27 protein-coding genes are annotated in these 25,477 nt (G+C 42.7%); 26 read left to right on the forward strand and 1 reads right to left on the reverse strand.

All coding sequences use genetic code 11. The features are described 5' to 3' along the window. Window positions 1–22 precede the first annotated feature (22 nt). Window positions 23–601, forward strand: coding sequence for a lytic transglycosylase domain-containing protein (locus CHY_RS13360; RefSeq protein ID WP_011343341.1), 579 nt, complete (start codon window positions 23–25; stop codon window positions 599–601). Next, the gene (holA, locus tag CHY_RS01810) at window positions 579–1,562 is read left to right on the forward strand and encodes a DNA polymerase III subunit delta (protein WP_011343342.1); all 984 of its coding nucleotides are present in this window, start codon (window positions 579–581) and stop codon (window positions 1,560–1,562) included. Before CHY_RS13360 ends, holA begins: the two co-directional genes overlap by 23 nt. A 27-nt stretch (window positions 1,563–1,589) precedes the next feature. On the opposite strand, the gene rpsT is transcribed toward holA, so the two are convergent. Further along, window positions 1,590–1,862, reverse strand: coding sequence for a 30S ribosomal protein S20 (rpsT, locus tag CHY_RS01815; protein WP_011343343.1), 273 nt, complete (start codon window positions 1,860–1,862; stop codon window positions 1,590–1,592). 146 nt (window positions 1,863–2,008) lie between these two features. Between rpsT and CHY_RS01820 the strand changes: the two genes are divergently transcribed. The 24 genes from CHY_RS01820 to era all read left to right on the forward strand — a co-directional run bounded on the left by CHY_RS01820 (window position 2,009) and on the right by era (window position 25,278). After that, complete coding sequence (locus CHY_RS01820) at window positions 2,009–2,326, forward strand: phage holin family protein (protein WP_011343344.1); 318 nt, start codon at window positions 2,009–2,011, stop codon at window positions 2,324–2,326. Between the two features lie 66 nt (window positions 2,327–2,392). Beyond that, on the forward strand, window positions 2,393–3,376 hold the full coding sequence (locus tag CHY_RS12580; protein ID WP_011343345.1) for a stage II sporulation protein P: 984 nt from the start codon (window positions 2,393–2,395) through the stop codon (window positions 3,374–3,376). Between the two features lie 99 nt (window positions 3,377–3,475). After that, on the forward strand, window positions 3,476–5,020 hold the full coding sequence (gene murJ / locus CHY_RS01830) for a murein biosynthesis integral membrane protein MurJ (protein WP_011343346.1): 1,545 nt from the start codon (window positions 3,476–3,478) through the stop codon (window positions 5,018–5,020). A gap of 12 nt (window positions 5,021–5,032) precedes the next feature. Then, the gene (gene lepA / locus CHY_RS01835; RefSeq protein WP_011343347.1) at window positions 5,033–6,844 is read left to right on the forward strand and encodes a translation elongation factor 4; all 1,812 of its coding nucleotides are present in this window, start codon (window positions 5,033–5,035) and stop codon (window positions 6,842–6,844) included. After that, on the forward strand, window positions 6,828–7,958 hold the full coding sequence (gene hemW / locus CHY_RS01840; RefSeq protein WP_011343348.1) for a radical SAM family heme chaperone HemW: 1,131 nt from the start codon (window positions 6,828–6,830) through the stop codon (window positions 7,956–7,958). The genes lepA and hemW overlap by 17 nt, the downstream gene beginning before the upstream one ends. 88 nt (window positions 7,959–8,046) lie before the next feature. After that, window positions 8,047–9,072 (forward strand): heat-inducible transcriptional repressor HrcA, encoded by a 1,026-nt coding sequence (gene hrcA, locus CHY_RS01845; RefSeq protein ID WP_011343349.1) that lies wholly within the window; start codon window positions 8,047–8,049, stop codon window positions 9,070–9,072. Window positions 9,073–9,087: 15 nt separating this feature from the next. Beyond that, the gene (locus tag CHY_RS01850; protein WP_011343350.1) at window positions 9,088–10,653 is read left to right on the forward strand and encodes a TCP-1/cpn60 chaperonin family protein; all 1,566 of its coding nucleotides are present in this window, start codon (window positions 9,088–9,090) and stop codon (window positions 10,651–10,653) included. Beyond that, window positions 10,637–11,221 (forward strand): nucleotide exchange factor GrpE, encoded by a 585-nt coding sequence (gene grpE / locus CHY_RS01855; RefSeq protein WP_011343351.1) that lies wholly within the window; start codon window positions 10,637–10,639, stop codon window positions 11,219–11,221. Before CHY_RS01850 ends, grpE begins: the two co-directional genes overlap by 17 nt. A gap of 19 nt (window positions 11,222–11,240) precedes the next feature. Next, window positions 11,241–13,055, forward strand: a complete 1,815-nt coding sequence (gene dnaK, locus CHY_RS01860) for a molecular chaperone DnaK (RefSeq protein ID WP_011343352.1) — start codon at window positions 11,241–11,243, stop codon at window positions 13,053–13,055. A 25-nt stretch (window positions 13,056–13,080) separates the two neighbouring features. Continuing rightward, window positions 13,081–14,226 carry a molecular chaperone DnaJ gene (gene dnaJ, locus CHY_RS01865; protein WP_011343353.1) on the forward strand — a complete coding sequence of 382 codons (1,146 nt, stop codon included), beginning with the start codon at window positions 13,081–13,083 and terminating at the stop codon, window positions 14,224–14,226. 26 nt (window positions 14,227–14,252) lie between these two features. After that, complete coding sequence (prmA, locus tag CHY_RS01870; protein WP_011343354.1) at window positions 14,253–15,170, forward strand: 50S ribosomal protein L11 methyltransferase; 918 nt, start codon at window positions 14,253–14,255, stop codon at window positions 15,168–15,170. A gap of 7 nt (window positions 15,171–15,177) precedes the next feature. Further along, window positions 15,178–15,924, forward strand: coding sequence for a 16S rRNA (uracil(1498)-N(3))-methyltransferase (locus tag CHY_RS01875; protein ID WP_011343355.1), 747 nt, complete (start codon window positions 15,178–15,180; stop codon window positions 15,922–15,924). Next, complete coding sequence (gene mtaB / locus CHY_RS01880; RefSeq protein ID WP_011343356.1) at window positions 15,921–17,225, forward strand: tRNA (N(6)-L-threonylcarbamoyladenosine(37)-C(2))-methylthiotransferase MtaB; 1,305 nt, start codon at window positions 15,921–15,923, stop codon at window positions 17,223–17,225. The genes CHY_RS01875 and mtaB overlap by 4 nt, the downstream gene beginning before the upstream one ends. Before the next feature lie 96 nt (window positions 17,226–17,321). Then, window positions 17,322–17,663, forward strand: a complete 342-nt coding sequence (locus CHY_RS01885) for a histidine triad nucleotide-binding protein (protein WP_011343357.1) — start codon at window positions 17,322–17,324, stop codon at window positions 17,661–17,663. Between the two features lie 41 nt (window positions 17,664–17,704). Continuing rightward, window positions 17,705–17,884, forward strand: coding sequence for a 30S ribosomal protein S21 (gene rpsU, locus CHY_RS01890; RefSeq protein ID WP_011343358.1), 180 nt, complete (start codon window positions 17,705–17,707; stop codon window positions 17,882–17,884). Between the two features lie 9 nt (window positions 17,885–17,893). After that, the gene (locus tag CHY_RS01895; RefSeq protein WP_011343359.1) at window positions 17,894–18,340 is read left to right on the forward strand and encodes a GatB/YqeY domain-containing protein; all 447 of its coding nucleotides are present in this window, start codon (window positions 17,894–17,896) and stop codon (window positions 18,338–18,340) included. 49 nt (window positions 18,341–18,389) lie between these two features. Continuing rightward, a complete protein-coding gene (yqfC, locus tag CHY_RS01900) occupies window positions 18,390–18,641 on the forward strand; it encodes a sporulation protein YqfC (RefSeq protein WP_011343360.1) in 252 nt (83 codons plus the stop codon). 5 nt (window positions 18,642–18,646) lie between these two features. Continuing rightward, complete coding sequence (gene yqfD, locus CHY_RS01905; protein ID WP_011343361.1) at window positions 18,647–19,789, forward strand: sporulation protein YqfD; 1,143 nt, start codon at window positions 18,647–18,649, stop codon at window positions 19,787–19,789. A 2-nt stretch (window positions 19,790–19,791) separates the two neighbouring features. After that, on the forward strand, window positions 19,792–20,769 hold the full coding sequence (locus CHY_RS01910; RefSeq protein WP_011343362.1) for a PhoH family protein: 978 nt from the start codon (window positions 19,792–19,794) through the stop codon (window positions 20,767–20,769). A 19-nt stretch (window positions 20,770–20,788) separates the two neighbouring features. Continuing rightward, complete coding sequence (locus tag CHY_RS01915; protein ID WP_011343363.1) at window positions 20,789–22,879, forward strand: HD family phosphohydrolase; 2,091 nt, start codon at window positions 20,789–20,791, stop codon at window positions 22,877–22,879. Then, entirely contained in the window at window positions 22,876–23,307 is a 432-nt protein-coding gene (ybeY, locus tag CHY_RS01920) for an rRNA maturation RNase YbeY (protein WP_011343364.1), read from the forward strand. The genes CHY_RS01915 and ybeY overlap by 4 nt, the downstream gene beginning before the upstream one ends. 1 nt (window position 23,308) lies before the next feature. After that, window positions 23,309–23,791 carry a diacylglycerol kinase family protein gene (locus CHY_RS01925; protein WP_011343365.1) on the forward strand — a complete coding sequence of 161 codons (483 nt, stop codon included), beginning with the start codon at window positions 23,309–23,311 and terminating at the stop codon, window positions 23,789–23,791. Continuing rightward, complete coding sequence (locus CHY_RS01930) at window positions 23,757–24,392, forward strand: DUF502 domain-containing protein (protein ID WP_011343366.1); 636 nt, start codon at window positions 23,757–23,759, stop codon at window positions 24,390–24,392. The genes CHY_RS01925 and CHY_RS01930 overlap by 35 nt, the downstream gene beginning before the upstream one ends. Beyond that, entirely contained in the window at window positions 24,382–25,278 is an 897-nt protein-coding gene (era, locus tag CHY_RS01935) for a GTPase Era (RefSeq protein WP_011343367.1), read from the forward strand. Before CHY_RS01930 ends, era begins: the two co-directional genes overlap by 11 nt. Window positions 25,279–25,477 lie beyond the last annotated feature (199 nt).

The following is a 25,477-nucleotide window of genomic DNA, read 5'->3' on the forward strand; positions in this document are numbered from 1 at the left end:
AAAAAAGTACCGGGGTGGAAGGATGATTGATTTAACACCTCTTTTGACTTATTATTATCTTGCTTTACTAACCCAGATGATAGAGCAAATGGAGAGGTTAGAGGCTCTTTCTTCTTCCGAAATCCCTAAAAGCCTGAATTTTGCCGACCTGGTAGCGGCCAAACAAGAAGCGGCGTTATCCCCTTCGGAAAACAAGATAGCCGAAATGGTTCGTGAGCTTTCGCAAAAATATGAAGTACCTTATTCGTTAGTAATGGCGGTTATTAAGCAGGAATCGAACTTTAATCCCAATGCTACATCCCCCCGGGGAGCCATGGGCCTGATGCAGTTAATGCCCGGAACGGCACGGATGTTAGGGGTCGAGAATCCTTATGACCCCAGAGAGAACTTAGAGGGGGGTATTAAATATTTAAAGTCTCTTTTAGACCGGTTTGGTGATGTGGAACTTGCTCTGGCGGCCTATAATGCCGGACCGGGCAATGTTAGAAAATATAACGGCATTCCACCCTTTGCGGAAACAAAGGATTATGTCCAAAAGGTGTTAAGGTGGCAGAAGTTTTATCAAGGAGACGAGAGAAATGATAGCTTACGAACGGTTTAAAAATGCCTTAACCCGAGGGGTTTTAAAACCCCTTTACCTTTTTTCCGGAGAAGAGCGGTATTTTAAAGAGCGGCTTTTTGGGGAAATTAAAAAATATTTAGGAAGCAACCACGAGTTTAACTATGAAGAGCTGGATGGTCATGAAGTTCTCCCTGAAGAAGTGGTAGCCAGGGCAGAAACGGTATCGTTTTTTGGGCAAAGGTTCATTGTTGTGAAAAACTGTCGCTTTTTTTCCGGAAAACATGACGAGGAACCGCTTTTAAATTACCTGAAAAACCCGGCACCCCGGGCGGTGGTTATTTTTTCCACAGAACTTCCTGTTGATAAGAAAAAGAAAATCTATCAGGAGTTTTTAAAAAATGGTGAGGAGATTGAATTTTCCCGGTTAGATGAAAAAGAAGTCCAGGAACTAATTAAAACCTGGGCGGACCGGGCAGGCTTTAATCTCGAACGGGAAGCGTTGATAGTTTTAGCTCAGAGTTACGGGCAGAATTTAGTGGAGTTAGAAAAAGAGTTTAAAAAATTGGTTTTATATAAACTTTCGGAAAAGATCATTACTTTAAAAGATGTTTTGGAGGTTTCCGGCCAGGATCAAGAAATCTCGGTTTTTTATCTTGTTGAAGAACTACTCTCCGGGAAAATAAACCGACCCAAGCTAAAAGAAAGGCTTACCAATCAGGAAGAAGCGGTTAAATTTACCGGGCTTGTGGCAAAAAACTTAAGGCAAATCTATACCGTAAAAGTTCTTCAGCAAAAAGGTAAAACACTGCAGGAAATTGCGAAAATTACCGGCATTCCCGAATGGCTGGTAAAAAAAACCTTAAGAAGTGCGGTGCACTTAAGTCAGGAAAAACTGAAAAAAGGAATTACTGCCCTGGCGGATCTTGATGTAAAAATAAAATCCGGTGAAAGGGAGTTAACCGGATTATTTGAGAGATTTTTTCTATTAATGAAAAAATAAAAACCCGGAGTATCAGCCGGGTATTTTTTAGGATGCTTTATAAACGGAATTGAATTTCCGGGTGAGCCGGGATTTTTTTCTGGAGGCGGTATTTTTATGAATAACACCTTTGGTTACCGCTTTATCTAAAGCCCGTACAGCCTGCCGTAAAAGCTCTCTTGCTTCTTCGGCGGGTTTTACTTTAAGGGCCATCTCAAACTTTTTAATTGCAGTCTTAACAGCCGAACGGATAGCTTTATTGCGCATGGTTCTTTTCCGGATAATTAAAATCCGCTTCTTTGCTGACTTAGTATTTGCCACCAATCTCACCTCCTAACAGCAAGTATTCTACCAGAGATATCAAAAAAATGCAAGAATACCTTCTTGTTTTTTTTTGCCCTTTCACACCATAAATTGTATAACATGAAAAATTATAGGAAATCCTTGTAGAAGGAGGTGAAATATAAATGGGAATAATTATAAAAATCCTGATTTCGGCAATAGCGTTAATTGGTGTTAGCATTTTTACTCCGGGTTTTTCCGTAAAGGGCGGCGTAATTGGGGCTGTGGTAGCTGCCTTAGTAATATCTTTCTTAAACTATTTGGCCGAAAAAATAATAGGAGAGAAAGGAAAGGGCTTTACCGGTTTTGTGGTGGCGGTTTTAATTCTTCTCCTTGCCCGGTATATAGTTCCCCAGTACCTGCAGGTTACTTTACCGGGAGCGATTATAGCGGCAATAATCATTGGTTTGGTGGATCGCTTTATTCCAACGACCCTGAGGTGAATCATAATTTTTCGGAGGGCTTCATATATTTTTTTTACAAAAATAAAACCGGGGAGTAGCGAAAAAATGGAATACCGGGCAAAAGCACAACGGGGAACTGCTGTAAGTTTATTTTTACTAATTTACGCTCTTTTGTTGGGGATAACCGCTACCGTTGTGCCTCCTGAAACTTCCGGGTTAGTATTTGAGGGGATAAAAAATAGTGCGCTTATAGAAGTATTAAAAGAAAACCTCTGGGAAGAAAACCCTCGGGGATATTTGCAAAAAACTTTGGGTTTTAAGCAGAAAAACGATGAAGAAGGAAATTTAAGTCAGGAGTATGCCCTCTGGCTTTTAACCGGCGCCAGAGTTAACGATCCGTACTCTCTTATGCTGGCGGGGTATCCGGTTTTAAATGGTGGGGAAGAGAAGTTCGGTGACATCGATGAGGGAGAAGATTTGCCGGCTTTGCCGGGAGAGCCGTTGGTAGGGATTTTTTGTACCCATGCCGGTGAGAGTTATGAAGGGGATGGTGGACGGGAGAGGGCTCCCAAAGGGGAGAAAGGAGAGGTTTTAGATGTCGCCCGGGAGCTTTCCCAAAAGCTTGAGGAAAAAGGAATAAAAACAATTTTAATTGAAAAGGTTCATGATACCGATTACAATCGTTCCTACAGCGAAGCCAAAAAGACTGTTCTTGATTTGTTAGCAATCAAGAGCTTAAAACTTCTTGTAGATGTTCACCGGGACTCCGAGGCTTCTCCCAGGTACCGTACGGTAAACGTCATGGGTGAAGAGTTAGCACCGATTATCTTTGTAATTGGTAAAGGAGAACGTTTACCCCAGCCCCATTGGCAGGAAAACGAGCTGGTGACCAAAAAAATTATTGCCGAAACCGAAACTATCTATCCCGGCCTAATCCGGGGAATAAGGTATAAGTCCGGAAGATTTAATCAGCATTTATCCAGTCACCTGGTTTTGGTGGAAATCGGCAATGTAAGTAACTCTTTGGTCCAGGCCAAAAAATCGGCCGACCTTCTGGCCGAAGGTATTGCTCGTTATTTACTGCGTTAAAGCCAGTTTTTCTGGCTTTATTTTTTTTCCTTTACAAATTAAAAAAAAGTGATATATTTTTTAAAGGATTTAAATTTAAAGGGAAGGGCTATTGGGGTTATGAGTACCAGAAAAAACGTTGCTAAAGCTGCAGGGATAATCCTAGCTTTGGGAATTGTTTCGCGGATCTTGGGTTTTGTACGGGAACAATTGCTGGCGGTAAAATTTGGGGCTACAGGGATAAGTGATGCTTATGTAGCGGCTTTTACCATACCGGATTTCCTTTACAATTTACTGGTGGGAGGAGCGCTAAGTGCCGCCTTTATTCCGGTTTTTTCTTCGTATTTAGCTAAGAATGAAGAGGAAGAAGCCTGGAAAATGGCCAGCACGGTCATAAATTTAGTAATAATAATTATGCTTTTTTGTATTGGCCTTGGTTTTTTATTTACACCGGAACTGGTAAAACTTGTAGCACACAAATTTACCGGAGAAAGACTAAGCACTACCATTGAACTTACCCGGATAATGCTACCGTCGGTTTTATTTACGGGATTAAACGGGTTTTTAATGGGAATGTTGAATTCCTACCAGCATTTTTTTACTCCGGCCCTGGGCAGTGTAATATATAACATAGTGATAATTCTTTTTGGCTATTTCTTAGCCGGCAAGCTGGGAATTACCTCCTTTGCTCTCGGGGTTGTGGCCGGGATGGTTTTAAATTTCATGGTACAGCTTCCAAGCTTAGCCCGGTACGGGTTAAAATATCGGCCTATTATCGATATCCACCATCCCGGAGTAGTAAAAATGGCTCAATTGATGATTCCTACCCTGTTGGGATTGGCGGTAAGCCAGATTAACCTAATCGTTAACCAAAATCTTGCTTCGGGATTGTCGGAAGGAAGCATTATGGCGCTGAGGCTTGCCAATCGTTTGATGTATCTTCCTCTGGGGTTATTTGCTTCTGCAATAAGCATGGCTATTTTTCCAACTATGACCGGCTTTGCTGCCCGGGGAGAAATGGATAATTTTAAAAAAAGCGTAGCTATGGGGATAAAATCAATATGGTTTATTATCCTGCCAGCTCAGGTGGGTCTGATGGTTTTAAGCGTGCCGATTGTGCGGCTTTTATTTGAGATGGGAGAGTTTACCCCGGCAATGACCAGGGCGACGGCCTGGGCGCTGGTCTTTTACTGCGTTGGACTTTTTGCCCACTCAGCTTTGCAGGTGGTTTTACGGGGATTTTATTCCCTGCACGACACGATTACGCCGGTTACTACCAGCCTTTTAACCATCTTTTTAAACTATCTATTAAACGTGGCCTTTATCCGCTACCTGGGTCATGGAGGGCTTGCTTTAGGCTTTTCGTTAACGGGCATATTTAACTTTGCTGTTTTGCTGTGGCTTTTCCGCCGCAAAGTTGGCTCAATTTACGGGAAAGACATTTTAATTTCCGGAGTTAAATCGCTTTTGGCTTCGTTATTAATGGGAGTAACGGCCTATTTAATTGCCGGTGAGCTATCCGGATTTGCTGTAACCAAACACGGGCAATTAATTCAAGTTGGTGCGGCAATTGCAGGGGCAGTAGTAGTATATGCGGCCACTACTTTGCTTTTAAAAATGGAAGAAGCGCTGTTTTTCTTAAATTTAATCCGGAAAAAAGTTTAGTGGAGGTTTATTATGCCCAAACGCCAGGAGTTAATCAGGAATTTTTGTATTATTGCCCATATCGACCACGGAAAGTCTACCTTAGCGGACAGGCTTATAGAGTTTACCGGTGCTTTATCGGAGCGCGAGTTAAAAGAGCAGGTTTTGGATCAGATGGAATTGGAGCGGGAACGGGGTATAACCATTAAAGCTCAAGCCGTAAAACTTACCTATAAAGCCAAGGATGGGAATACCTATTACCTGAACCTTATTGATACGCCGGGCCATGTGGATTTTACTTATGAAGTATCCCGCAGCTTAGCCGCTTGCGAAGGGGCCCTTTTGGTGGTGGATGCTTCGCAAGGAATAGAAGCCCAGACCCTGGCTAACGTTTACCTGGCCATGGAGCACGATTTAGAGCTCATTCCTGTGGTAAATAAGATAGATTTGCCTAATGCCGAGCCGGAAAGGGTCTTAAAGGAGATAGAAGACGTTATTGGCCTTGACACCAGTGAGGCCATTTTAGCTTCAGCCAAGACCGGTCAGGGGATAGAGGAAGTATTAGAAGCTATTGTGAAAAGGATCCCACCCCCCAGAGGGGATGAGGAAAAGCCCTTAAAAGCATTAATCTTCGACTCCCATTACGACCCTTACAAAGGAGTTATAGCTTATATTCGTTTGGTTGATGGCTTTATAAAGCCGGGAATGAAAATAAAAATGATGAGCAATGATAAGGAGTTTGAAGTTACCGAGGTGGGCATTTTTAAGCCTTACCTTACCCCGGTGGAGGGGCTCTGGGCCGGGGAAGTGGGATTTATTGCTGCGGGGATAAAAAACGTGCGCGACTGCCGGGTAGGAGATACCATTACCAGTGCTGAAAACCCGGCTAAAGAACCGCTTCCCGGTTATAAGCAGGTCAAACCGATGGTTTTCTGTGGCCTGTATCCGGTAGAATCCAATCAGTACGAGGACTTAAGGGATGCTTTGGAAAAGCTAAAATTAAACGATGCTTCGCTAACTTTTGAACCGGAAACGTCGGTGGCCCTGGGTTTTGGTTTTAGGTGCGGCTTTTTGGGGCTTTTACACATGGAAATAATTCAGGAGCGTTTAGAGCGGGAGTACGGCTTAAACCTTATTACTACCGCTCCCAACGTTGTTTACCGGGTGGTGCAAACTAACGGCGAAGTTCTGGAGATTGATAATCCGGCAAAATTGCCTCCGGCGGGGAAGATTGACCACATTGAAGAGCCGTATGTGAAAGCAACCATCATGGTTCCCAAGGAATTTGTGGGAAATATCATGGATTTGTGCATTGAACGCCGGGGTGTCTTTATAAATATGGAATACCTTTCGGAAAACCGGGTGATGCTCACTTACGATTTGCCCCTGGCGGAAATTATTTATGACTTTTTTGACCAGTTAAAATCCCGTTCTAAAGGTTATGCCTCTCTGGATTATGAATTTATCGGCTATCGCCCCGGGGATCTGGTAAAGATGGATATTTTAATTGCCGGAGAGCCGGTGGATGCGCTTTCCATCATTGTTCATGAGGATAAAGCTTACTACCGGGGGCGACAGTTGGTTGAAAAACTGCGGGAGTTGATTCCCCGCCACCTTTTTGAAATTCCTATCCAGGCGGCAATTGGCTCGCGGGTAATTGCCCGGGAGACGGTCAAGGCTTTAAGAAAAGATGTTTTGGCTAAATGTTACGGTGGCGATGTTACCCGGAAGAAAAAGCTTTTGGAAAAGCAGAAAGAAGGTAAAAAGCGAATGAAACAAATTGGCAGGGTGGAAATTCCCCAGGAAGCTTTTATGGCGGTGTTGAAAATTGATAATAACAAATAAAGCTCAGGCCCTTTACCTGCATATGCCTTTTTGTCTTAAGAAGTGCCATTACTGTGCTTTTACCTCTTTTCCCGCGCCGGCGGGTGAAGGGGTATTTTCGTATTTAAGCTTAATAAAGAAAGAATTGGAATGGCGAAAAGATTTTTTAGCGCCTCTTAAGACCATTTATGTGGGCGGGGGAACGCCAACTTCCCTTTCGCTGAACGCTTTAGAAAAACTGGGGGAAATTATCTCGCCGTATATTTCCGATAAGCTTTTGGAGTTTACCGTTGAAGCCAATCCGGGAACGTTAAATAGGGAAAAAATTCGCCTTTTAAAAGATTTAGGAGTCAATCGTGTAAGCCTTGGGGCCCAATCTTTTAATGATGAGATTCTTTTAAAAATGGGTAGAGCCCATACTGCTGCTCAAACGTTGGAAGCGTACAATTTATTGAGGGAAGAGGGCATAAACAATTTAAACCTGGACTTAATTATCGGTTATCCCGAGGGGCGCGAAAGCTTTATAAACACTGTAAAAACGGCCATAAGCTTAAAGCCGGAACATATTTCTTTATACGATTTAAAGGTAGAAGAAAATACCCGCCTTTATGAAGAAGTAGCAAAGGGTGAAATAATACTTCCGGAAGAGGATGAAGTAGTTTTATATTGGGAGGAAGCGATTAATCTTTTAGAGGAAAACGGTTACGAACGGTACGAAATTGCTAACTTTGCTCGAAACCAGCAGTATTCCCGTCACAACCTTACTTACTGGGAAAATAAACCTTATCTTGGCATTGGCCTAGCTGCCCATAGCAAGGTAGGCCTGTACCGGTTCTGGAATCCGAATACGATGCTGGAGTACCGGGAAATGCTTTTAACAGGAAAAAATTATGGCGAGGAAAAATTAACTTTAGAAGAAGATGCCAAAGAAGAAATAATTTTAAGATTAAGGTTAAAAACCGGGCTAAATCTTCAGGAGTTTCAAAAAAAATACCGGCGGGACTTTATGGCAGAGTTTGGCGATAAAATCCAAAAATTTATCGAACTTGGCCTGCTTTTCCTTGAAGATGATAGGCTTTTTTTAACCCGCAAGGGGAGTTTTGTAGCCAACACTGTATTAATTGAGTTTATCTAAACTTGACAAAAAATGCTTGACAGTGCTATTTTTAATTTGAAGTTAGCACTCAACAAAAGAGAGTGCTAACAAAAAGGGGTGAAGCGGTATGATTGATGAGCGGAAAAGAAAAATTTTAATGGCAATAGTTCAGGACTACATCTCTACCGCTGAACCGGTAGGCTCAAGAACTATTGCCAAAAAATACGACCTGGGTATTAGCCCGGCAACCATCAGGAATGAAATGGCAGATTTAGAAGAAATGGGCTATTTAGAGCAGCCCCATACCAGTGCCGGGAGAATTCCTTCGGTTTTGGGCTACCGCTATTACGTCGACTACCTTATGGAAAAACCCTCTTTGAGCCGTGAAGAAGAAGAATTTATCCGGAAAGTTTATGAAGATAAAATCAACAGTATTGGCGATTTGCTGGAAAAAACGGGCAAAGTTTTGTCCAGTCTTACCCGTTATACCGCCGTTGTGCTTTCTCCGGAGGCAGGAAAAGTACCGTTAAAACACCTGCAGTTAGTGCTTTTACAGCCGGGGAAGGTATTGTTAATTATAGTATTAGAAGATGGGACCTTACACCATCGGGCTTTTGAAGTGCCCGGGGATATTACTGCTCAGGATTTAGAAAAAGTTTCAGCAATTTTAAATGCTAAACTTTACGGAGTAAATCCCGAAAAGATTCGTTATTCGCTTATTAAAGAAATATACTACGAATTAGCCCAGCACCAGAATTTAATTAATATTACTTTAGAATTAATCAGTAATTTAAACCAAGATAATCAGGAGCATAAGATAATCTTGGGCGGACTAATTAACCTTTTTAACCAGCCGGAGTTTAAAAATGTGGAAAAGGTAAAAACCTTATTAAGCATATTGGAACAGGAAGAGAAAATAAGGGAAATCTTTTCCCAGTTAAATGTTGGGGTTAACGTGAAAATCGGGAGCGAGTTAAATTTAAAAGAAATTGAAGACTGCAGCATGATTGCTGCCGGCTACTTTTCCTACGGAAATAGCGTGGGCTTTATAGGAGTTTTAGGACCTACGCGTATGGAATACGCTAAAACCGTGGCGACGGTGGAGTTTTTAAGTAAGTACTTGTCGGAAATTATTGGTAATAAAAACTTTTAACAGGAGGATTTAAGGTTGAAAAAAGAAAACCAAACCCAGGAAATTGAAGAACGCTATCAGGCCCTTTTTTCCAATGCAGCAGCGGTAAAAGCCTTAACCCAGGTGGTGGCCAATAGCTTGGGACCCAAGGGCCTGGATGCGATGTTGGTGGATAGATTTGGGGAAGTGGTGGTTACCAACGACGGAGTAACGATTTTGACTTTAATGGATGCCCAGCATCCGGCAGCCCGAATGGTCGTTAATATGGCCCGGGCTCAGGAGAGGGAAGTGGGGGATGGTACTACTACGGCTGCAGTTTTAGCCGGAGCGCTGGTTTCTGAAGGAGTAAACCAGATTTTAAAAGGGGTTCCGGTTTCCAAAGTTTTAGCGGGAATGAACCGGGCGTTAAATCACGCTCTTTTCCTCATAAGAAAAAATGCGATTAAGGTAGGAAGTATTACCGACGACAGGCTATTGGCGGCGGCCAAAATTGCCGGACGGGGTGATGAAAGGGTTGCTGCTATCCTGCGGGATGCGGCAGCAATGTTAGAAGATAAACTTCAAGATCCCGGGTTTAAATTAGCCGATTTGGTCTTGGCAAAAGTTGGGGCCGATACTACGCTTATTCCGGGAGTGGTTATTAATAAGTCGCCCTTATGGGAGGAAGGATCGCAAAAACTTCAGGAAGTTCGCCTTTTGGTTCTCGATGATGGTCTTTACCCCGAAGAAGTAGAAGAAGAAGCCCTTGCTTCCGAAGCCGGATTTGAGCAGTATTTAAAAAACCAGAAAATATTTCAGGAAAATCTCAAAAAACTAAAAGAATTAGGGGTCAAGCTAATCTTATTGACCCGGGGAATCAGCGATATTGCCGAAGAGTTTTGTTACGAAAATGAAATAATGGTTATAACCCGCATTACCCAGAAAGAATTAAAAAGGGTTTTAGAGTTTACCGGAGCCCGGGCGGCCAAAAGAACTTCTTTAAATAAGCCGGTAGAAGAGTTGCAGAAAATGCTGGGTTATGCCCGAACCTGCTTTTATGATTCCCGGCTGGATTTTACCATTATTGAAGGAGGCGCCGGAAAAGCTACCGCCACGGTTTTAATTGGAGCGGCTACCGATGAGGTGGTGGATGAACAGGAAAGAATTGCTAAAGATGCGGCCGGAAGTTTTGCCGCCGCTTACCGCTCCGGGGTTTTGCCCGGAGGGGGAGCTTTCTTCCTCTACTTAAGCCGGGAAGTGGAAAGCTTGAAAAATCGCTTGCCCGGTATGGAAAGCTACGGTGTTATGGCTTTTTCGGAAGCTCTTAAAGTTCCCTTTCGGGTGATGGCGGAGAATGCCGGTTTTAACGGGCTGGAAAAGTTGGGGGACTTAATGACCCTGCAGGTCCAAAAAAATAACTACGCTTTGGGATTAGATTTTGAAACCGGTGAGTTTATCGATATGATAGCCGGCGGAGTGGTTGATCCTGCTGAAGTGGTTTACCAGGCAGTAAAAAATGCCAGCGAGGTAGCTATTTCGTTATTGAAAATTAATACCATAATTAAAATGAAAGATTACGAAGTTTTAAAGGAAGGGGAGCAGGAAGATGGAGGAAAAAGATAAAGAGGAAAAAGTAACCGGAGAAAATTTGGAACCGGAAGATAAAAATTTGGAACAGGAAGATAAAGAGGAGGTTGTCGGGCCCCAGGAGGAACAACAAATTGATGAGGCCAAAAATTGGGAAGAAGAATACAATAAGCTTTTGGATGAACATAACCGCTTAAAAAATCAGTATTTAAGGCTATATGCCGATTTCGATAATTACCGGAAAAGAACCCAGAGAGAAAAAGAGGAGCTTTTAAAGTACGAGGGAATGGAGTTTCTAAAAAAGCTCCTGCCGGTGCTTGATAATTTTGAAAGGGCTTTAAAGGAAAAAGACACTGATCCGCAAAAAGTGATTGAAGGAGTTGAGCTTACGCACCGGCAGTTACTGGAAATATTAAACCAGCATGAAGTAAAAGCTATAGAAGCTCAAGGTCAGCCGTTTAATCCCGAACTCCACGAAGCTTTAATGGTGGAGGTACGGGAGGATTTAGAAGAAAATACCGTAATTGAGGAGCTGGTAAAAGGGTATTTTTATAAAGATAAGGTTTTAAGACCTGCTTTGGTAAAAGTTTCGAAAAAACAATAACTTAAAGGGGGTAGAGATAATGGGTAGAATTGTTGGTATTGACCTTGGAACTACAAACTCCTGTATTGCGGTAATGGAAGGTGGAGAAGTAATCGTTATTCCCAATGCTGAAGGTGGTCGCACCACTCCTTCGGTGGTGGCTTTTGGCAAAAACGGGGAGCGGATTGTTGGTCAGGTAGCTAAACGCCAGGCTATTACCAATCCGGAACGCACGGTAATTTCCATTAAGCGGCATATGGGGACCAATTACCGGGTAAAAATTGACGATAAAGAATATACTCCCCAGGAAATTTCCGCAATGATTTTGCAAAAGTTAAAGCAGGATGCGGAGGCTTACCTGGGCGAGAAAATCGAGAAAGCCGTAATAACCGTACCGGCTTACTTTACCGATGCTCAGCGGCAAGCTACTAAAGATGCCGGAAGAATTGCCGGCCTTGAGGTGCTAAGAATCATTAACGAGCCTACGGCAGCCGCTTTGGCTTACGGCCTTGATAAAGAAGGGGAACAAACTATCTTAGTTTACGACCTGGGCGGTGGAACCTTTGACGTTTCCATTTTGGAAATTGGTGATGGCGTATTTGAAGTTAAAGCCACTGCCGGTAACAACCGCCTCGGTGGGGATGATTTTGACCAGCGAATTATCGATTGGCTGGTGGAAAACTTTAAAAAAGAACACGGCATTGATTTAAGAAACGATAAAATGGCCATGCAGCGGCTAAAAGAAGCGGCGGAGAAAGCCAAAATTGAATTATCGGGGGTACTGGAAACCCAGATTAATCTTCCGTTTATCGCCGCTAACCAAAACGGACCGTTGCATATTGATGTTACCTTAACCCGGGCCAAATTTAACGAATTAACCGCTGACCTGGTGGAAGCTACCATGGGTCCCACCCGGCAGGCTTTAGCCGATGCCGGCCTTAAGCCCGAAGATATCGATAAAATCCTGTTGGTGGGAGGATCCACCCGGATACCGGCGGTTCAAGAAGCAATCCGCAAGTTCTTTAACAAAGAGCCCCATAAAGGGATTAACCCCGATGAATGCGTAGCCATTGGGGCGGCAATTCAAGCGGCAGTACTGGCGGGAGAAGTTAAAGACGTAGTTCTATTGGACGTAACGCCCCTTTCCCTGGGGATTGAAACCCTGGGTGGAGTGTTTACCAAGTTAATTGAAAGAAACACCACGATACCAACTTCGAAGAGCCAGATTTTTACTACTGCCGCCGACAACCAGACTTCGGTGGAAATTCACGTCCTGCAGGGCGAACGGCCGATGGCTGCCGATAACGTCTCTTTGGGTAGATTTACCTTAACCGGTATTCCACCGGCTCCCCGCGGAGTACCGCAAATTGAAGTCCGCTTTGATATCGACGTAAACGGTATTGTCCACGTTTCCGCCAAAGATCTGGGTACCGGTCGGGAGCAAAGTATTACCATAACCAATACCAGCAATCTGTCGGAAGCGGAGATTAAGCGGATGGTGGAAGAAGCGGAACGGTACGCGGAAGAAGACCGGAAACGGAAAGAAGAGGTCGAAACCCGCAATCAAGCGGATAGCTTGATTTATCAGGCAGAAAAAACCTTAAAAGACTTTAAGGATAAAGCTAATCCTGATTTAGTGGCAAGAGTTGAGAAAGCCATTGCCGAGTTGCGGGAGGCAATGAACAGTAAAGATGTACAGCTAATGAGAGCGAAAATGGAAGAGTTAACCAAGCCGCTTTATGAGTTAACTTCCAGCATTTATCAGCAGTCCGCAAATCAAAATCAAACTCAAACTGGAACTAATACCCAAGGCAACGTGTATGATGCCGATTACAAGGTAAATGACGATAAATAATTCCCCGCAAAAGGCGGTGAGGTAATTGAAGCGGGATTATTACGAAATTTTAGGGGTGGCAAGAAATGCCACCCCTGAAGAAATAAAGAAAGCTTATCGAAAACTTGCGCGCAAATATCACCCGGACGTGAATAAAGACGACCCAAACGCTGCCGAAAAATTTAAGGAAATTAACGAAGCTTATGAAGTTTTATCCGATCCGGAAAAAAGGGCCCGCTATGACCAATTTGGCCATGCGGGAGTTGACGGGAATTTTGCCGGCCAAGGAGGTTTTGGTGGCGGGGCCGGCATTAATTTTGAAGATATTTTTAGCGGTTTTGGCGGTTTTGGCGACTTATTTGACATGGTTTTTGGGAGCGGCAGAAAAGCCCGGCAGGGTCCGGTACCCGGTGACGATATAGAGGCCGTTTTAGAGCTAACTTTAGAAGAAGCGGTCTTTGGGGGAGAAAAAGAATTAAGAGTTACCAGAACCGAGACCTGCGGTCACTGCCACGGTAACGGGGCCGAACCGGGAACACCAATCATCACCTGTCCCACCTGTCAGGGACGGGGGCAGATCCACCAGGAAGTTAAGACCCTCTTTGGTCGCATGGTAAGAAGTCAGGTCTGCTCTACCTGCCGGGGTGAAGGGAAGATACCGAAAACCCCTTGTCGGGAATGCGGTGGGAGTGGCTTGGTGCGGAAGACCCGGTCGATAACGGTAAAAATTCCTCCCGGCATTGACCATGGCCATAGGCTTAGAATTGCCGGAGGGGGTGAAGCGGGTCGCTTTGGTGGGCCTCCAGGAGACCTTTATGTTTATATTAAAATTAAACCGCACAAGCTGTTTAAGCGGGAAGATATCCATTTAAAATTAGAGAAGGAAATTTCCTTTGTTCAGGCGGCATTGGGAGCAAAAGTAGAAATACCAACCATCGATGGGGGTACGGAAATTTTAGAAATTCCCGAAGGAACCCAGACGGGTACCGTATTTACCATTAAAGGAAAAGGTGTACCGGTGGTAAATGGCTCCGGACGGGGAAATCTTTACGTAACGGTCAAAGTAGTTACCCCCACCAAACTTACGGAACGGCAAAAGCAGCTTTTACGGGAGTTTGAGGAGATATCCAAGCAAAAAGAGGAAACCTTTAAAGAAAAATTTAATAAGTTTAAAAACAAATTTGCGTTATAATTAAATAAAAAAGACGGGTGAGGCCTGTGAAATATCTTGAAATTGCGGTGGAAGTGGAAAGCTGTTTCACTGAAACGGTAGCTGATATTTTTTGGGAATTTAATACCGGGGGGGTAAGTATTGAAGACCCCCTTTTGCTTTGGCAGTATATAAACGCTCAGATCTGGGATGCTTATGAATTTCCCGACAGTGTCTTAAAAGCGGAAAGGGCAACGGTACGGGCTTATTTTCCCTTAACGGAAAATATTAACACTCTGTTAAGCCAGATCAATGAAAGGCTTAAATCTCTGGGTATTCCTTTCAACCTTTATTTTCAGGAAGTTGACGAGGAAAGCTGGGCAAATAGCTGGAAAAAATATTTTAAACCCGTTGAAGTAGGGGAGTTTTTAATAAAACCTACCTGGGAAAAGCTACCTTCGGGCAAAGAAGATAAAAAGATAATAGAAATTGACCCGGGGATGGCTTTCGGAACAGGAACCCACGTTACCACCGCATTGGTTTTAGAGGCCTTACCGAAATACGTTAGCCCGGGCAAAGTAGTGGTGGATGTTGGTACCGGTTCAGGAATATTGGCGATAGCTTCCGCTTTGCTGGGAGCCGAGAAGATTTATGCCTTGGATATAGATCCGGTAGCAGTAAAAGTTGCCCGGGAAAATATTTCTATAAACCGCCTGGAAGATAAGATTACGGTGATAGAAAATGACCTTTTACATGGTTTTAACCAGACCGTTGACGTTATCATCGCTAATATTATTGCGGCAGTAATTAAAGAGTTAGCTTTGGATGCCTACGAAAAATTAGCCACCGGTGGAATTTTTATTGGTTCGGGAATTATTGTAGAAAGAGAAAAGGAAGTTATGGATAAACTTTTGGAAGTTGGTTTTAAAATTATTGAAAGAAAAAACAGTGGTGGTTGGTGCCTTCTGGTTGCCAGAAAGGAGTAGGGTGTAAATGCCGTACTTTTTTCTACCCCCTGGGCAGACCCAGGGGGATTATGCTTATCTTACCGGTGACGATGCTAAACATGTAGCCAAGGTTTTAAGAATAAAGCCCGGGGAAAAACTAACATTACAGGACGACCAGGAGTTTCGCTACTTATGCCAGGTAATAGCGGTAAGAAAAGATTTAGTTCAATTAAAGATTTTGGAGAAAAAAAAGGTTGTAACCAGACCTCCGGTCAATGTAACTTTGGTGCAGGGGGTACCGAAGGGCGATAAAATGGATTTTATCGTGCAGAAGGCTACGGAACTGGGGGTTTACCGGATAATTCCGGTGGAAACCATCAGGACGGTAGTGGTTTTTGATGAACGCAAGAAAAAGGATCGATGCGAACGCTGGCAGAAAATTGCTTATGAAGCGGCTAAGCAGGCGGGAGTCAGCCGGGTTCCGGAAATTTTTCCGGTAATAGATTTAAAGGCCCTGCCGGAATTTATTTCCGATGCTTTAATCTTGGTACCCTACGAAGGCGAGGAGCAAACTTCTTTAAAGCAACTTTTAAATAAAGAGGCGGTAAAAAACGTTACGGTAATAATAGGCCCCGAAGGGGGGTTTGACCCCGGAGAGATTGAGTATTTAAAAAGTTTTGGGGCGGTCACTGTTAGCTTGGGGCCAAGAATTTTACGTACGGAAACGGCAGCTCTGGCCGTTCTTTCCATGGTTTTATATCAGTGGGGTGACCTTGGAGGAGAATTAAGGTGAAAAAAGTAGCTTTTTATACGTTAGGTTGTAAAGTAAATCAGTACGAAACCGAAGCGCTAAAAGGAGCTTTTTTAGAGAAAGGGTATGAAATAGTTGACTTTAGCGATTATGCTGATATTTACGTTATAAACACCTGTACTGTTACCCATTTAAGTGACCGTAAATCCCGGCAGATGATCAGAAAAGCGGTGCAAAAAAATCCCCGGGCGGTGGTGGCGGCGGTGGGCTGTTATGCTCAGGTTGCTCCCGAGGAAATTTTAAAAATTCCCGAGGTAAATCTTGTTTTGGGGACCGTTCATAAAAACCGCCTGGTGGAGTTAGTGGAAAAAGTACTAAGGGAACGGACAAAAATAAATGCGGTGGCCAGTTTTGAAGAGCTCTTGGAATTTGAAGAAATGCCTTTAAAGCTCGCACCGGGTAAGGCCCGGGCTTTTGTTAAGATTCAGGAAGGGTGTAATAGCTATTGCGCCTACTGTATTATTCCCTATGCCCGGGGACCCCTTAGAAGCCGTCCCTTAGAGGATGTGGTAGCGGAAGTAAAAAAACTCTGTCAGAGCGGCTTTTCAGAAATTGTGCTTACGGGAATCCATACGGGAGCTTACGGCCAGGAAAAACAGGACTTGCCCAAACTTGCCGATTTGGTGGCCGAGTTATTTAAAATTCCCGAACTAAAAAGGCTTCGTTTGAGCTCCATTGAACCGCAGGATTTTACCGTGGAACTACTGGATGTTCTGGCAAATAGTCCTAAATTCTGCCGTCATCTCCACCTACCCCTGCAAAGTGGTGATGACGATATTTTAAAGGCGATGCGCAGGAAATATACTTCTTATGAGTACTTAAGGTTAATTGAAACTATCCGGGAACGGATTCCTGATATTGCTTTAACTTCTGATGTTATCGTTGGTTTTCCGGGAGAAACCGAGGAGCAGTTCTTAAACACTTACAATTTAGTAAAAAAGGTTGGTTTTATGGATATTCACGTTTTTAAATACTCACCCCGGGCGGGTACGCCGGCGGCGAAAATGCCCGGTCAGATACCGGAACGGGAAAAGGAGCGGCGAAGCCTTTTACTTTTAAATTTAAAAGAGGAACTTTTTAAAAATTATGCTTCTAAATTTCTCGGTAAAATTTTAGAGGTTATTCCCGAGGAACAGGATACGGAAGGCTTTTGGGAAGGACATAGCGATAATTATTTAAGAGTCAAGTTTTCGGGCAATAATATAAAGCGGGGAGAAATTTATCCGGTTAAAATTACCGAGATGAAAGAGGGCTATGTTAGCGGAGAATTGGTAAATAGCTAAAATTTTTCTTGCCAGCAGGAATTTTATAGTGTATTGTAGAATTATCTCCTTTTGTAAGGATTGAATTGTACCTTTCTCCCGAGGGGAGGTGAAGGTATGAGTGACTGTCTCTTCTGCAAGATTGCCCGGAAAGAAATTTCCTCGGCTATTGTTTATGAAGATGAGTTAGTGGTGGCTTTTCGTGACATCAATCCGGTAGCACCGGTGCATATATTGATTGTTCCTAAGGTACATGTGGAAAATATAGCGGACTTAGGAGAAGAACACCGGGAGCTTGCTGGACATTTGCTACTAAAAGCCAGGGAAATTGCTGAAAAAGAAGGGATTAGTGAATCTGGGTATCGTCTGGTCAGCAACTGCAGAAAAGACGGCGGTCAAGAGATTTACCACCTCCATTTCCACTTAATTGGCGGTAGACCGTTAGGTAAATTTGCCTAATTAAGGCGGTAAAGGGGGTGGGGAGGAGGGAGGGATAGAAAGTGGCAGAAGTTAGAGTTGGCAAAAATGAAAGTTTAGATAGCGCTTTAAGACGTTTTAAAAGATCTTGCCAAAAAGCCGGTTTAATGGCTGAGATGCGCAAAAGAGAACATTACGAAAAACCCAGCGTGAGAAGGAAGAAAAAAGCTCAAGCCAGGAATAAGAAAAAGCGTTATGCTTAAGGTGATCTTATGTTGAACCGCATTGAACAGGATTTAAAAGAGAGTTTAAAACAAAGGGAAGCGGGCAAGATACGGCTTAATGTTTTAAGAATGGTAAAAGCGGCAATTAAAAATGCTGAAATTGAAAAAGGAAGAAGCCTTACCGATGATGAGATTATTGGAGTCATCCAAAAGGAAATTAAGGCCCGCAAAGAAGTCCTACCCAGTTATGAAAAAGCCGGACGGACCGAAGAAGTTGCTAAAATTCAGGAAGAAATAAAAATTCTTGAAAGCTACCTTCCAGCCCAGTTAAGCGAAACGGAGTTAGAGGAAATAATTAAAGTGACGATGGGAGAAGTCGGGGCTTCTAAACCTTCGGATATGGGGAAATTAATGCCGGCGGTACTTGCCAAGGTAAAGGGACGGGCTGACGGTAAGGTAGTTGCGGAGTTAGCGAAAAAGCTTTTGGCCAACTAACATGAAAACCCTTCCTGCTGCATATTGATTTAGCAGGGAGGGTTTTTTTATGCCTAAAAAATGGACAATATCCCCGGGAGAAATTTTTGCCGATTTACCCAGGGTGGTTTTTCTGGGTAATGAGATGGTAATTGTGGAAGGACATAAAGGAATCCAATCTTATTCCCCGGAGATAATAAAAATTATCAGGTTTAATGAAAAAATAACCATCGAAGGTAAGAATTTAGAAATTTTTTTAATAACCTCCGAAGAACTGCAAATTACCGGGCAAGTTGAACGGGTACACTTCGAGAGGGGGTAAACTTCTTGCTGAAATGGTTGTTTGGTGAAATTCATTTTAAATTTCAGGGCAGTGAGGTTGAACGTTTTTTAAATTTGGCCTTTAGCCGGCAGGTTGATTTAAGGGAAGTAAAATATACCAGAGATGGCCTGACCTTTAAAACCAGTTTAAAAAATTTTCGTCAGGTGAAAACCATAGGGAAAAAGGTGGGAGGAAAAACAAAAGTTATTGCTAAAGAGGGAGCTTGGTTTTGGTGGAAGAAAGTTCTAAAAAGGCCAGGGATTATTGCCGGGCTTTTTTTACTTTTAGGGATAATTTATTCTCTTACCGGTTTTATCTGGTTTATTGAAATTGATGGTTTTTCCGGTAGACAAAGAGAAATTTTAGATATTTTAAAAGCCCGGAAGGTTAAACCGTTTGTCAGGAAAAAAGCAGTTGATGAAAAAATGCTAAAAAGGGAAATCTTGGCCCAAATGCCCGAGATCTCCTGGGTGGGGATTGAAAAAAAGGGAGTTAGGCTTATCATTACTGGTAAAATGCGGCAGGAGTACCGGCAGAAATACAAAAAGGCGGACATTGTGGCCAAAAGGGATGGAATTATTAAAGAGATACTGGTGTTTCGGGGGAGCTTAAGGGTTAAACCGGGGCAGAAAGTTACCGCGGGGGAGGTACTTATTTCCGGGGTTGATGAACGGGGAAAGACCATTGTGGCTGAAGGAACGGTAAAGGCGGTTACCTGGTATAAAAAAAAGGTGCAGGTACCCTTAAGAGAAGAACGCTTAGTTCCCACCGGACAAGAGAGTAGTTTAGTTAAGCTTTTTTTCGGGAAAAAAGAAATAACGTTAAAAAAGCCCCCAAAAAGCTTTGCGCTGGCTATCATGGTGGAAAAGCGTTATAAACTTTCATTAGGTAGGAAATTCGCCGTTCCTATCGAACTTTATAAAGTGACTTACAAAGAAGTTAAAAGAAAGGTTAGAAAGCTAACCCTTGAGGAAGGAGCGCAAAAGGCGTATAATTTAGCATTAGAAGAACTTAAAAAAGAAGTAGATATGAAGCAGATAACCTATATGGACAAAAGTGTTCGGAGTTTGGGGGATGCAGTGGAAGTAGTGGTGAAAGCTCAGGCGTTAGAAGATATCGGTCAAATCTTAGGGATACAGGAGGATTAGCCTTGGCTAAAAAAGAACAACGGATGGTAGTAGCAGATAAAGAGTTTTTTCGGGCTTTGTTTGGCAAGTACGATGAAAACTTAAAGCTTATTGAAGAGCTTTTGCCCGTTACCATTAATTTAAGAGAAGGAGAAATTTTAATAGCCGGGGAAGAAGACGCGGTAAATAAAGCAGTGGGGTTAGTCGAAGATCTTTATAATTATTATCTTGCCGGAAATCCCATCACCACCCGGGAAATTCGTTATGCTTTTTCCGCAGAAAAAAGAGGTGTTTTGGGGCTTTTAGGGGATGAAACGGTTTATATAACTCCTCGGGGTAAAAAAATTAAACCCAAAAGCTTAAGACAGAAAATGTATTTAGAAGCCATTAAAAAGTATGATATAGTCTTTGCCATTGGACCGGCAGGTACGGGGAAAACTTACCTGGCGGTGGTAATGGCAGTCTTGGCTTTAAAGCAAAAAGAAGTTGCCCGGATAATTTTAACCAGACCGGCGGTTGAGGCGGGGGAAAAGTTGGGGTTTTTGCCGGGGGATTTACAGGAAAAAGTTAATCCTTATTTACGGCCACTTTACGATAGTTTGTACGATATTTTGGGGTTGGAGACTACCCAGAAATACCTCGAAAAACAAATAATTGAAGTGGCGCCTTTAGCGTATATGCGGGGGCGCACCCTGGATGATGCATTTATTATCTTAGATGAAGCCCAAAATACGACACCGGAGCAAATGAAAATGTTTTTAACTCGTTTGGGCTTTGGCTCAAAAGCGGTAATAACCGGGGACACCACCCAGGTAGATTTACCCCGCGGACAGGAATCCGGTCTGGTGGAGGCGGAACAGATCTTAAAGCCAATTAAGGGTATAAACTTTTCTTATTTTACCCGGGAAGACGTAGTAAGGCATCCCTTAGTCCAGGAAATTATTGAGCAGTACGAAAAAGCCCGGCAGATCAAGGACAGGGAGGGAACGGGTCATTCTTAAACTTAAAGCAAAGCAAATAATGGAAAGGTTAAAAAACAACCAAAAACTCCTCCGGGGATTGGTGTTTTTTGGTTTTTTTGTAGCCTTTCTCCTCTTAATGTTCCTGGAATTTATCCCGCATCGGGTAAATCTCCAGGTGGGTCAGGTAGCACCGGAAACTATTAAGGCTCCGCGAAGTATAGTTTTTGAAGACAAGGCCAAAACCGAAGAAGCGCGGGAGAAGGCCCGGAGCCAGGTACCAAAGGTTTATCTAATTAATCCCGAAACCAATGCGGCTATTTTAGGGGAAGTAAATAACTTTTTTTTAAATATAGAAAAAATCTTAAAGCAAAACTTGCCTCCAAAGCAAAAGGAAAAGCAGATTATTAACGAATTACCCTTTTCCTTGCCTGCAGGGGTGGCTTACGATTTGGCCAGAATAAACCTTGAACGCTGGAAAGCAACCCAACGGGCGGCAACGGAAATTTTGGGTGAACTGTTAAAAAAGGAGATTACGCCAGAAAATTTTACGGAAATTAAAGGAACCCTTACCGAGAAGGTTAACCGTTATAACTTAAGTTACCCGGAAAAAGAGGTTTTAATTTTAAGTTTAAATTATTTTTTAAGACCCAATGCGGTATATGATCCGGAAGCCACGGAAAAACTTCGAGACCGTGCTGCCCAGGCGGTACCCAAAGTGTGGGTTTCAATTAAGCAAAATCAGAAAATTATCGGAGAAGGGGAAATTGTTACTCCCGAGCATTTAGCCAAATTGGAAGCTCTGGGGTTACTTAAACCAAGACCTTCATTTCGCAATTTAATTGGAGCGGTATTTCTTGTATTTTTTACCATGTTAACTCCTCTTTTTTACCTGTACTTACAGCGACGGGAAATTTTTGAAAATTTAAACTTACTGATTTTATTGGGGATAATTTCCTTTTTTATCTTAGCATTAGCTAAAAGTATTTTAGCAATCAATGTGGGAGCTTTTCCGGAAATGACCCCGCTGGTGGGCTATGCTGTACCTTTAGGTGCAGCAACGATGTTAATTGCCATTTTAATTGACTTTAATCTGTCCCTTTTGATGACGGCGCTTTTAGCTTTATTAATTGGTTTTGGTACCGAACTTAGCCTTAAGCTATCCATAGTATCTTTTTTTTCTGGACTTGCCGGAGGTTTTGGGGTTTCTCATTTAAGCCAGCGCAAGGATTTAGCCCGGGCTGGAGTAAATATAGGTATTGTAGCTTTAGTAGCAATTCTTGCTTTGGAACTTATAGATAAGACGCCTATAGGTACGGCTTTTTTAGCTGCATTGATTTTTGGTCCAATAAATGGGATTTTAGCTGCCATTTTTACCAACGGCTTTTTACCCTATTTAGAAACGACTTTTAAAATTACTTCAGCGGTAACTTTATTGGAATTAGCAACTCCTTCCCATCCCCTTTTAAAAAAGCTTTTAATGGAAGCACCGGGAACGTACCATCACAGTCTTTTGGTGGGGAATTTAGCGGAAGCGGCGGCGGATAAAGTAAATGCCAATAGCTTACTGGCCCGGGTGGGGGCCTATTACCATGACATAGGTAAATTAAAACGACCGTACTTTTTTGTGGAAAATCAATTTGGTAGCGGTAACCCCCACGAAAAACTTAATCCCAATTTAAGTACCTTAATTGTTACCTCCCATGTGAAGGATGGGGTGGAGCTGGCCCGGGAGTATAAATTACCCCAAATCGTTATCGATATTATCGAGCAGCACCATGGAACCAGCATCATAAAGTTTTTTTTCCAAAAGGCTATTGATATCAACGGACCGGAGGTAAATGCCGAGGATTTTCGCTATCCCGGTCCCAAGCCCAAAACCAAAGAAGCAGCTTTAGTAATGCTGGCCGATTCGGTAGAAGCGGCGGTGCGTTCGTTAAAATCTCCTACTCCCGGTCGTATAGAGGGATTGGTCCGAAAAGTAATTAAGGACAAGCTTTTAGATGGACAGCTGGATGAGTCAAACCTAACTTTTCAGGATTTGCATAACATTGCTCAAGCCTTTGATAAAGTATTATCGGGAATTTTCCATAACCGGGTGGAATATCCGGATATAAACGTGGAAGCTCTCAGAAAGGAGAAAAAATCTTGACGGAAATTACCAATCTTCAGGATAAAGTGGACGTGGATGAGACTTTGTTAAATATAATTACCCAGGCTGTGAGTTTAACATTAAACGAGGAAGGACGCGCAGGGGTAGTAAGCATTGCGCTGGTGGATAACAATTACATTCAGTCTTTAAACCGGGAATACCGCCAAAAGGATGTTCCAACGGATGTTTTATCTTTTCCCCTGGCAGATGATAAAGATGATGAAGTCTTAGGGGATGTGGTGATATCTTTAGAAAAGGCCGCGGAACAAGCAAAAGAATACGGTCATAGTTTTTTTAGGGAAGTGGCGTTTTTAACGGTGCATGGGGTTTTACATTTACTTGGGCATGACCATTATGAAGAAGAAGAAACCCGTATTATGCGGGAAAAAGAAGAAAAAATTTTAAGTGCTCTGGGATTGGAGCGTTAATATGCGGCGAAGCTTGAAAGAAAGCTTTAGCTATGCTTTTTGGGGCTTAATTTACAGTTTACGCACCCAGAGAAACATGAAAATTCACTTTTTAGCGGGTATTGGAGTTTTAACCCTTTCTTTATTTTTGCCTTTTAACGGCTATGACTATTTATTTGTCTTTTTTGCCGTAGCTCTGGTGATAATAACGGAAATGATTAATACGGCTATAGAAGCGACCGTAGATTTATTTACCAAAGATTATCACCGGCTTGCAAAAATCGCTAAAGACGTAGCAGCAGGAGCGGTGCTTCTGGCAGCGATAAACAGTATCGGGGTCTTTTTTTTGGTGATTATACCAAAAATCAAGGGTTTTTCTTATTTAAACTTCTATCGTATTAGGCTTTATCCCCTTCACATTTTACTTTTGCTAATAGGGCTTTTATTTCTCCTTTATACTTTCATAAGCTATGGCAGGTCGCGAGGAGGGAAGGGACATTTTTAAGAAACTGGGTAACTATTTTTTAACCGGTCTTGCGGTAATTACGCCTGCAGCCATAACCATTTATATTTTATTTGCTTTGTTTTCCTTTTTTGACCGACCCCTTCGGGGATTTTTTGCCCAAATTTTTGGTATTGATATTCCAGGCCTTGGGGTGTTAACAGTAGCTCTGCTGGTACCAATAGTTGGGATGTTGGCTACGAATTTTATAGGAAGAAAAATCCTGAAAAAATTTGAGCAGTTATTCATAAAGATACCGGTTACCCGTTCCCTTTATAAGACTTCTAAGCAATTAATTGAAACTTTTTTACATCCGGAAAGGGATGCATTTAAAAGCGTGGTGTTAGCAAGGTATCCCAAGGACGGTTCTTACGCTCTGGGATTTATCACCGGTTCGGGGTTTGACGAAATAAACGAAAAAACCCGGGAAAAGCTCTTACCGGTCTTTTTACCTACAACCCCCAATCCAACTTCGGGCTGGCTTTTATATTTACCTGAAAAGGATATAATACCCTTAAATCTTTCGGTAGAAGATGCGCTAAAAATTATTGTATCCGGTGGGATAGTCCAACCAGAAAGGGGGGAAGAAAAAGATGAGTTATAAATCGGGCTTTGTTTCCATCGTTGGCCGACCCAATGTTGGAAAATCCACTCTTTTAAACCAAGTGGTGGGGACGAAAATTGCAATAATGTCCGATAAACCCCAGACTACCCGGAATAAAATCCGGGCAGTATTGACTTCGGAAAAAGGCCAGATTATTTTTATCGATACTCCCGGCGTACAAAAACCCAGAAATAAACTTGGGGAGTTTATGTTAAAGCAGGCTTTAACCAGTTTGGACGAAGTAGATGTTCTTTTATACGTGGTCGAAGCCAATTCACCGATAGGTCCGCAGGAAAATTATCTCTTAAAGACTTTAGCTGAAGTAAAAACTCCGATAATCTTAGTGGTAAATAAAATTGATGTGGTAAAGATGATTGAGGCCCAAACTCTTGCCAGGCAAATTGAAAGCAGATTAAAGGTTGCCAAAACTTATTACATATCGGCCTTAAACGGAACGGGAGTTTCGGAACTGGTGGAGGGAATTTTTGAATTATTACCCGAGGGGCCGCCGTATTATCCGGAAGGGCAGGTTACCGATTATCCGGAACGATTTATCATTGCGGAGTACATTCGGGAGCAAATACTGCATTTGACCCGGGAAGAAATTCCGCACTCGGTGGCAGTCGTGGTGGAGGAAATAAAACCCCGGGAAAACAGCAATACCGTTTATGTTTCCGCAGTAATTTACGTGGAAAGGGAGAGTCAAAAAGGAATCATCATTGGCAAAAATGGGCAAATGTTAAAAGAGATTGGGCAAAGGGCTCGACTGGAAATTGAGCGGCTACTGGGTAGTAATATTTACCTTGATTTATGGGTAAAGGTAAAGGAAGACTGGCGGAACAAAGATGTCTGGATTCGCAATTTTGGTTTTACGGAGTTTGAATAACCCTTTGCAATAGAGCGGGCTTAGGCCCGCTTTATTTGTGCCGGTGAGGTGTGATACTATAAAAATTTTTTATAGTGGGCCTGTTATAAAACAAAAACGTGAAATATGGAACAATCTTGAATTCCGATGAATACTGAATTCTAACATACCCAAAGGAGGTAGTGACCTTTATAAAACCGTTGTTTGACCCGGCAATTGT

This window comes from Carboxydothermus hydrogenoformans Z-2901, from assembly GCF_000012865.1.
GTDB classification, from domain to species: domain Bacteria; phylum Bacillota; class Z-2901; order Carboxydothermales; family Carboxydothermaceae; genus Carboxydothermus; species Carboxydothermus hydrogenoformans.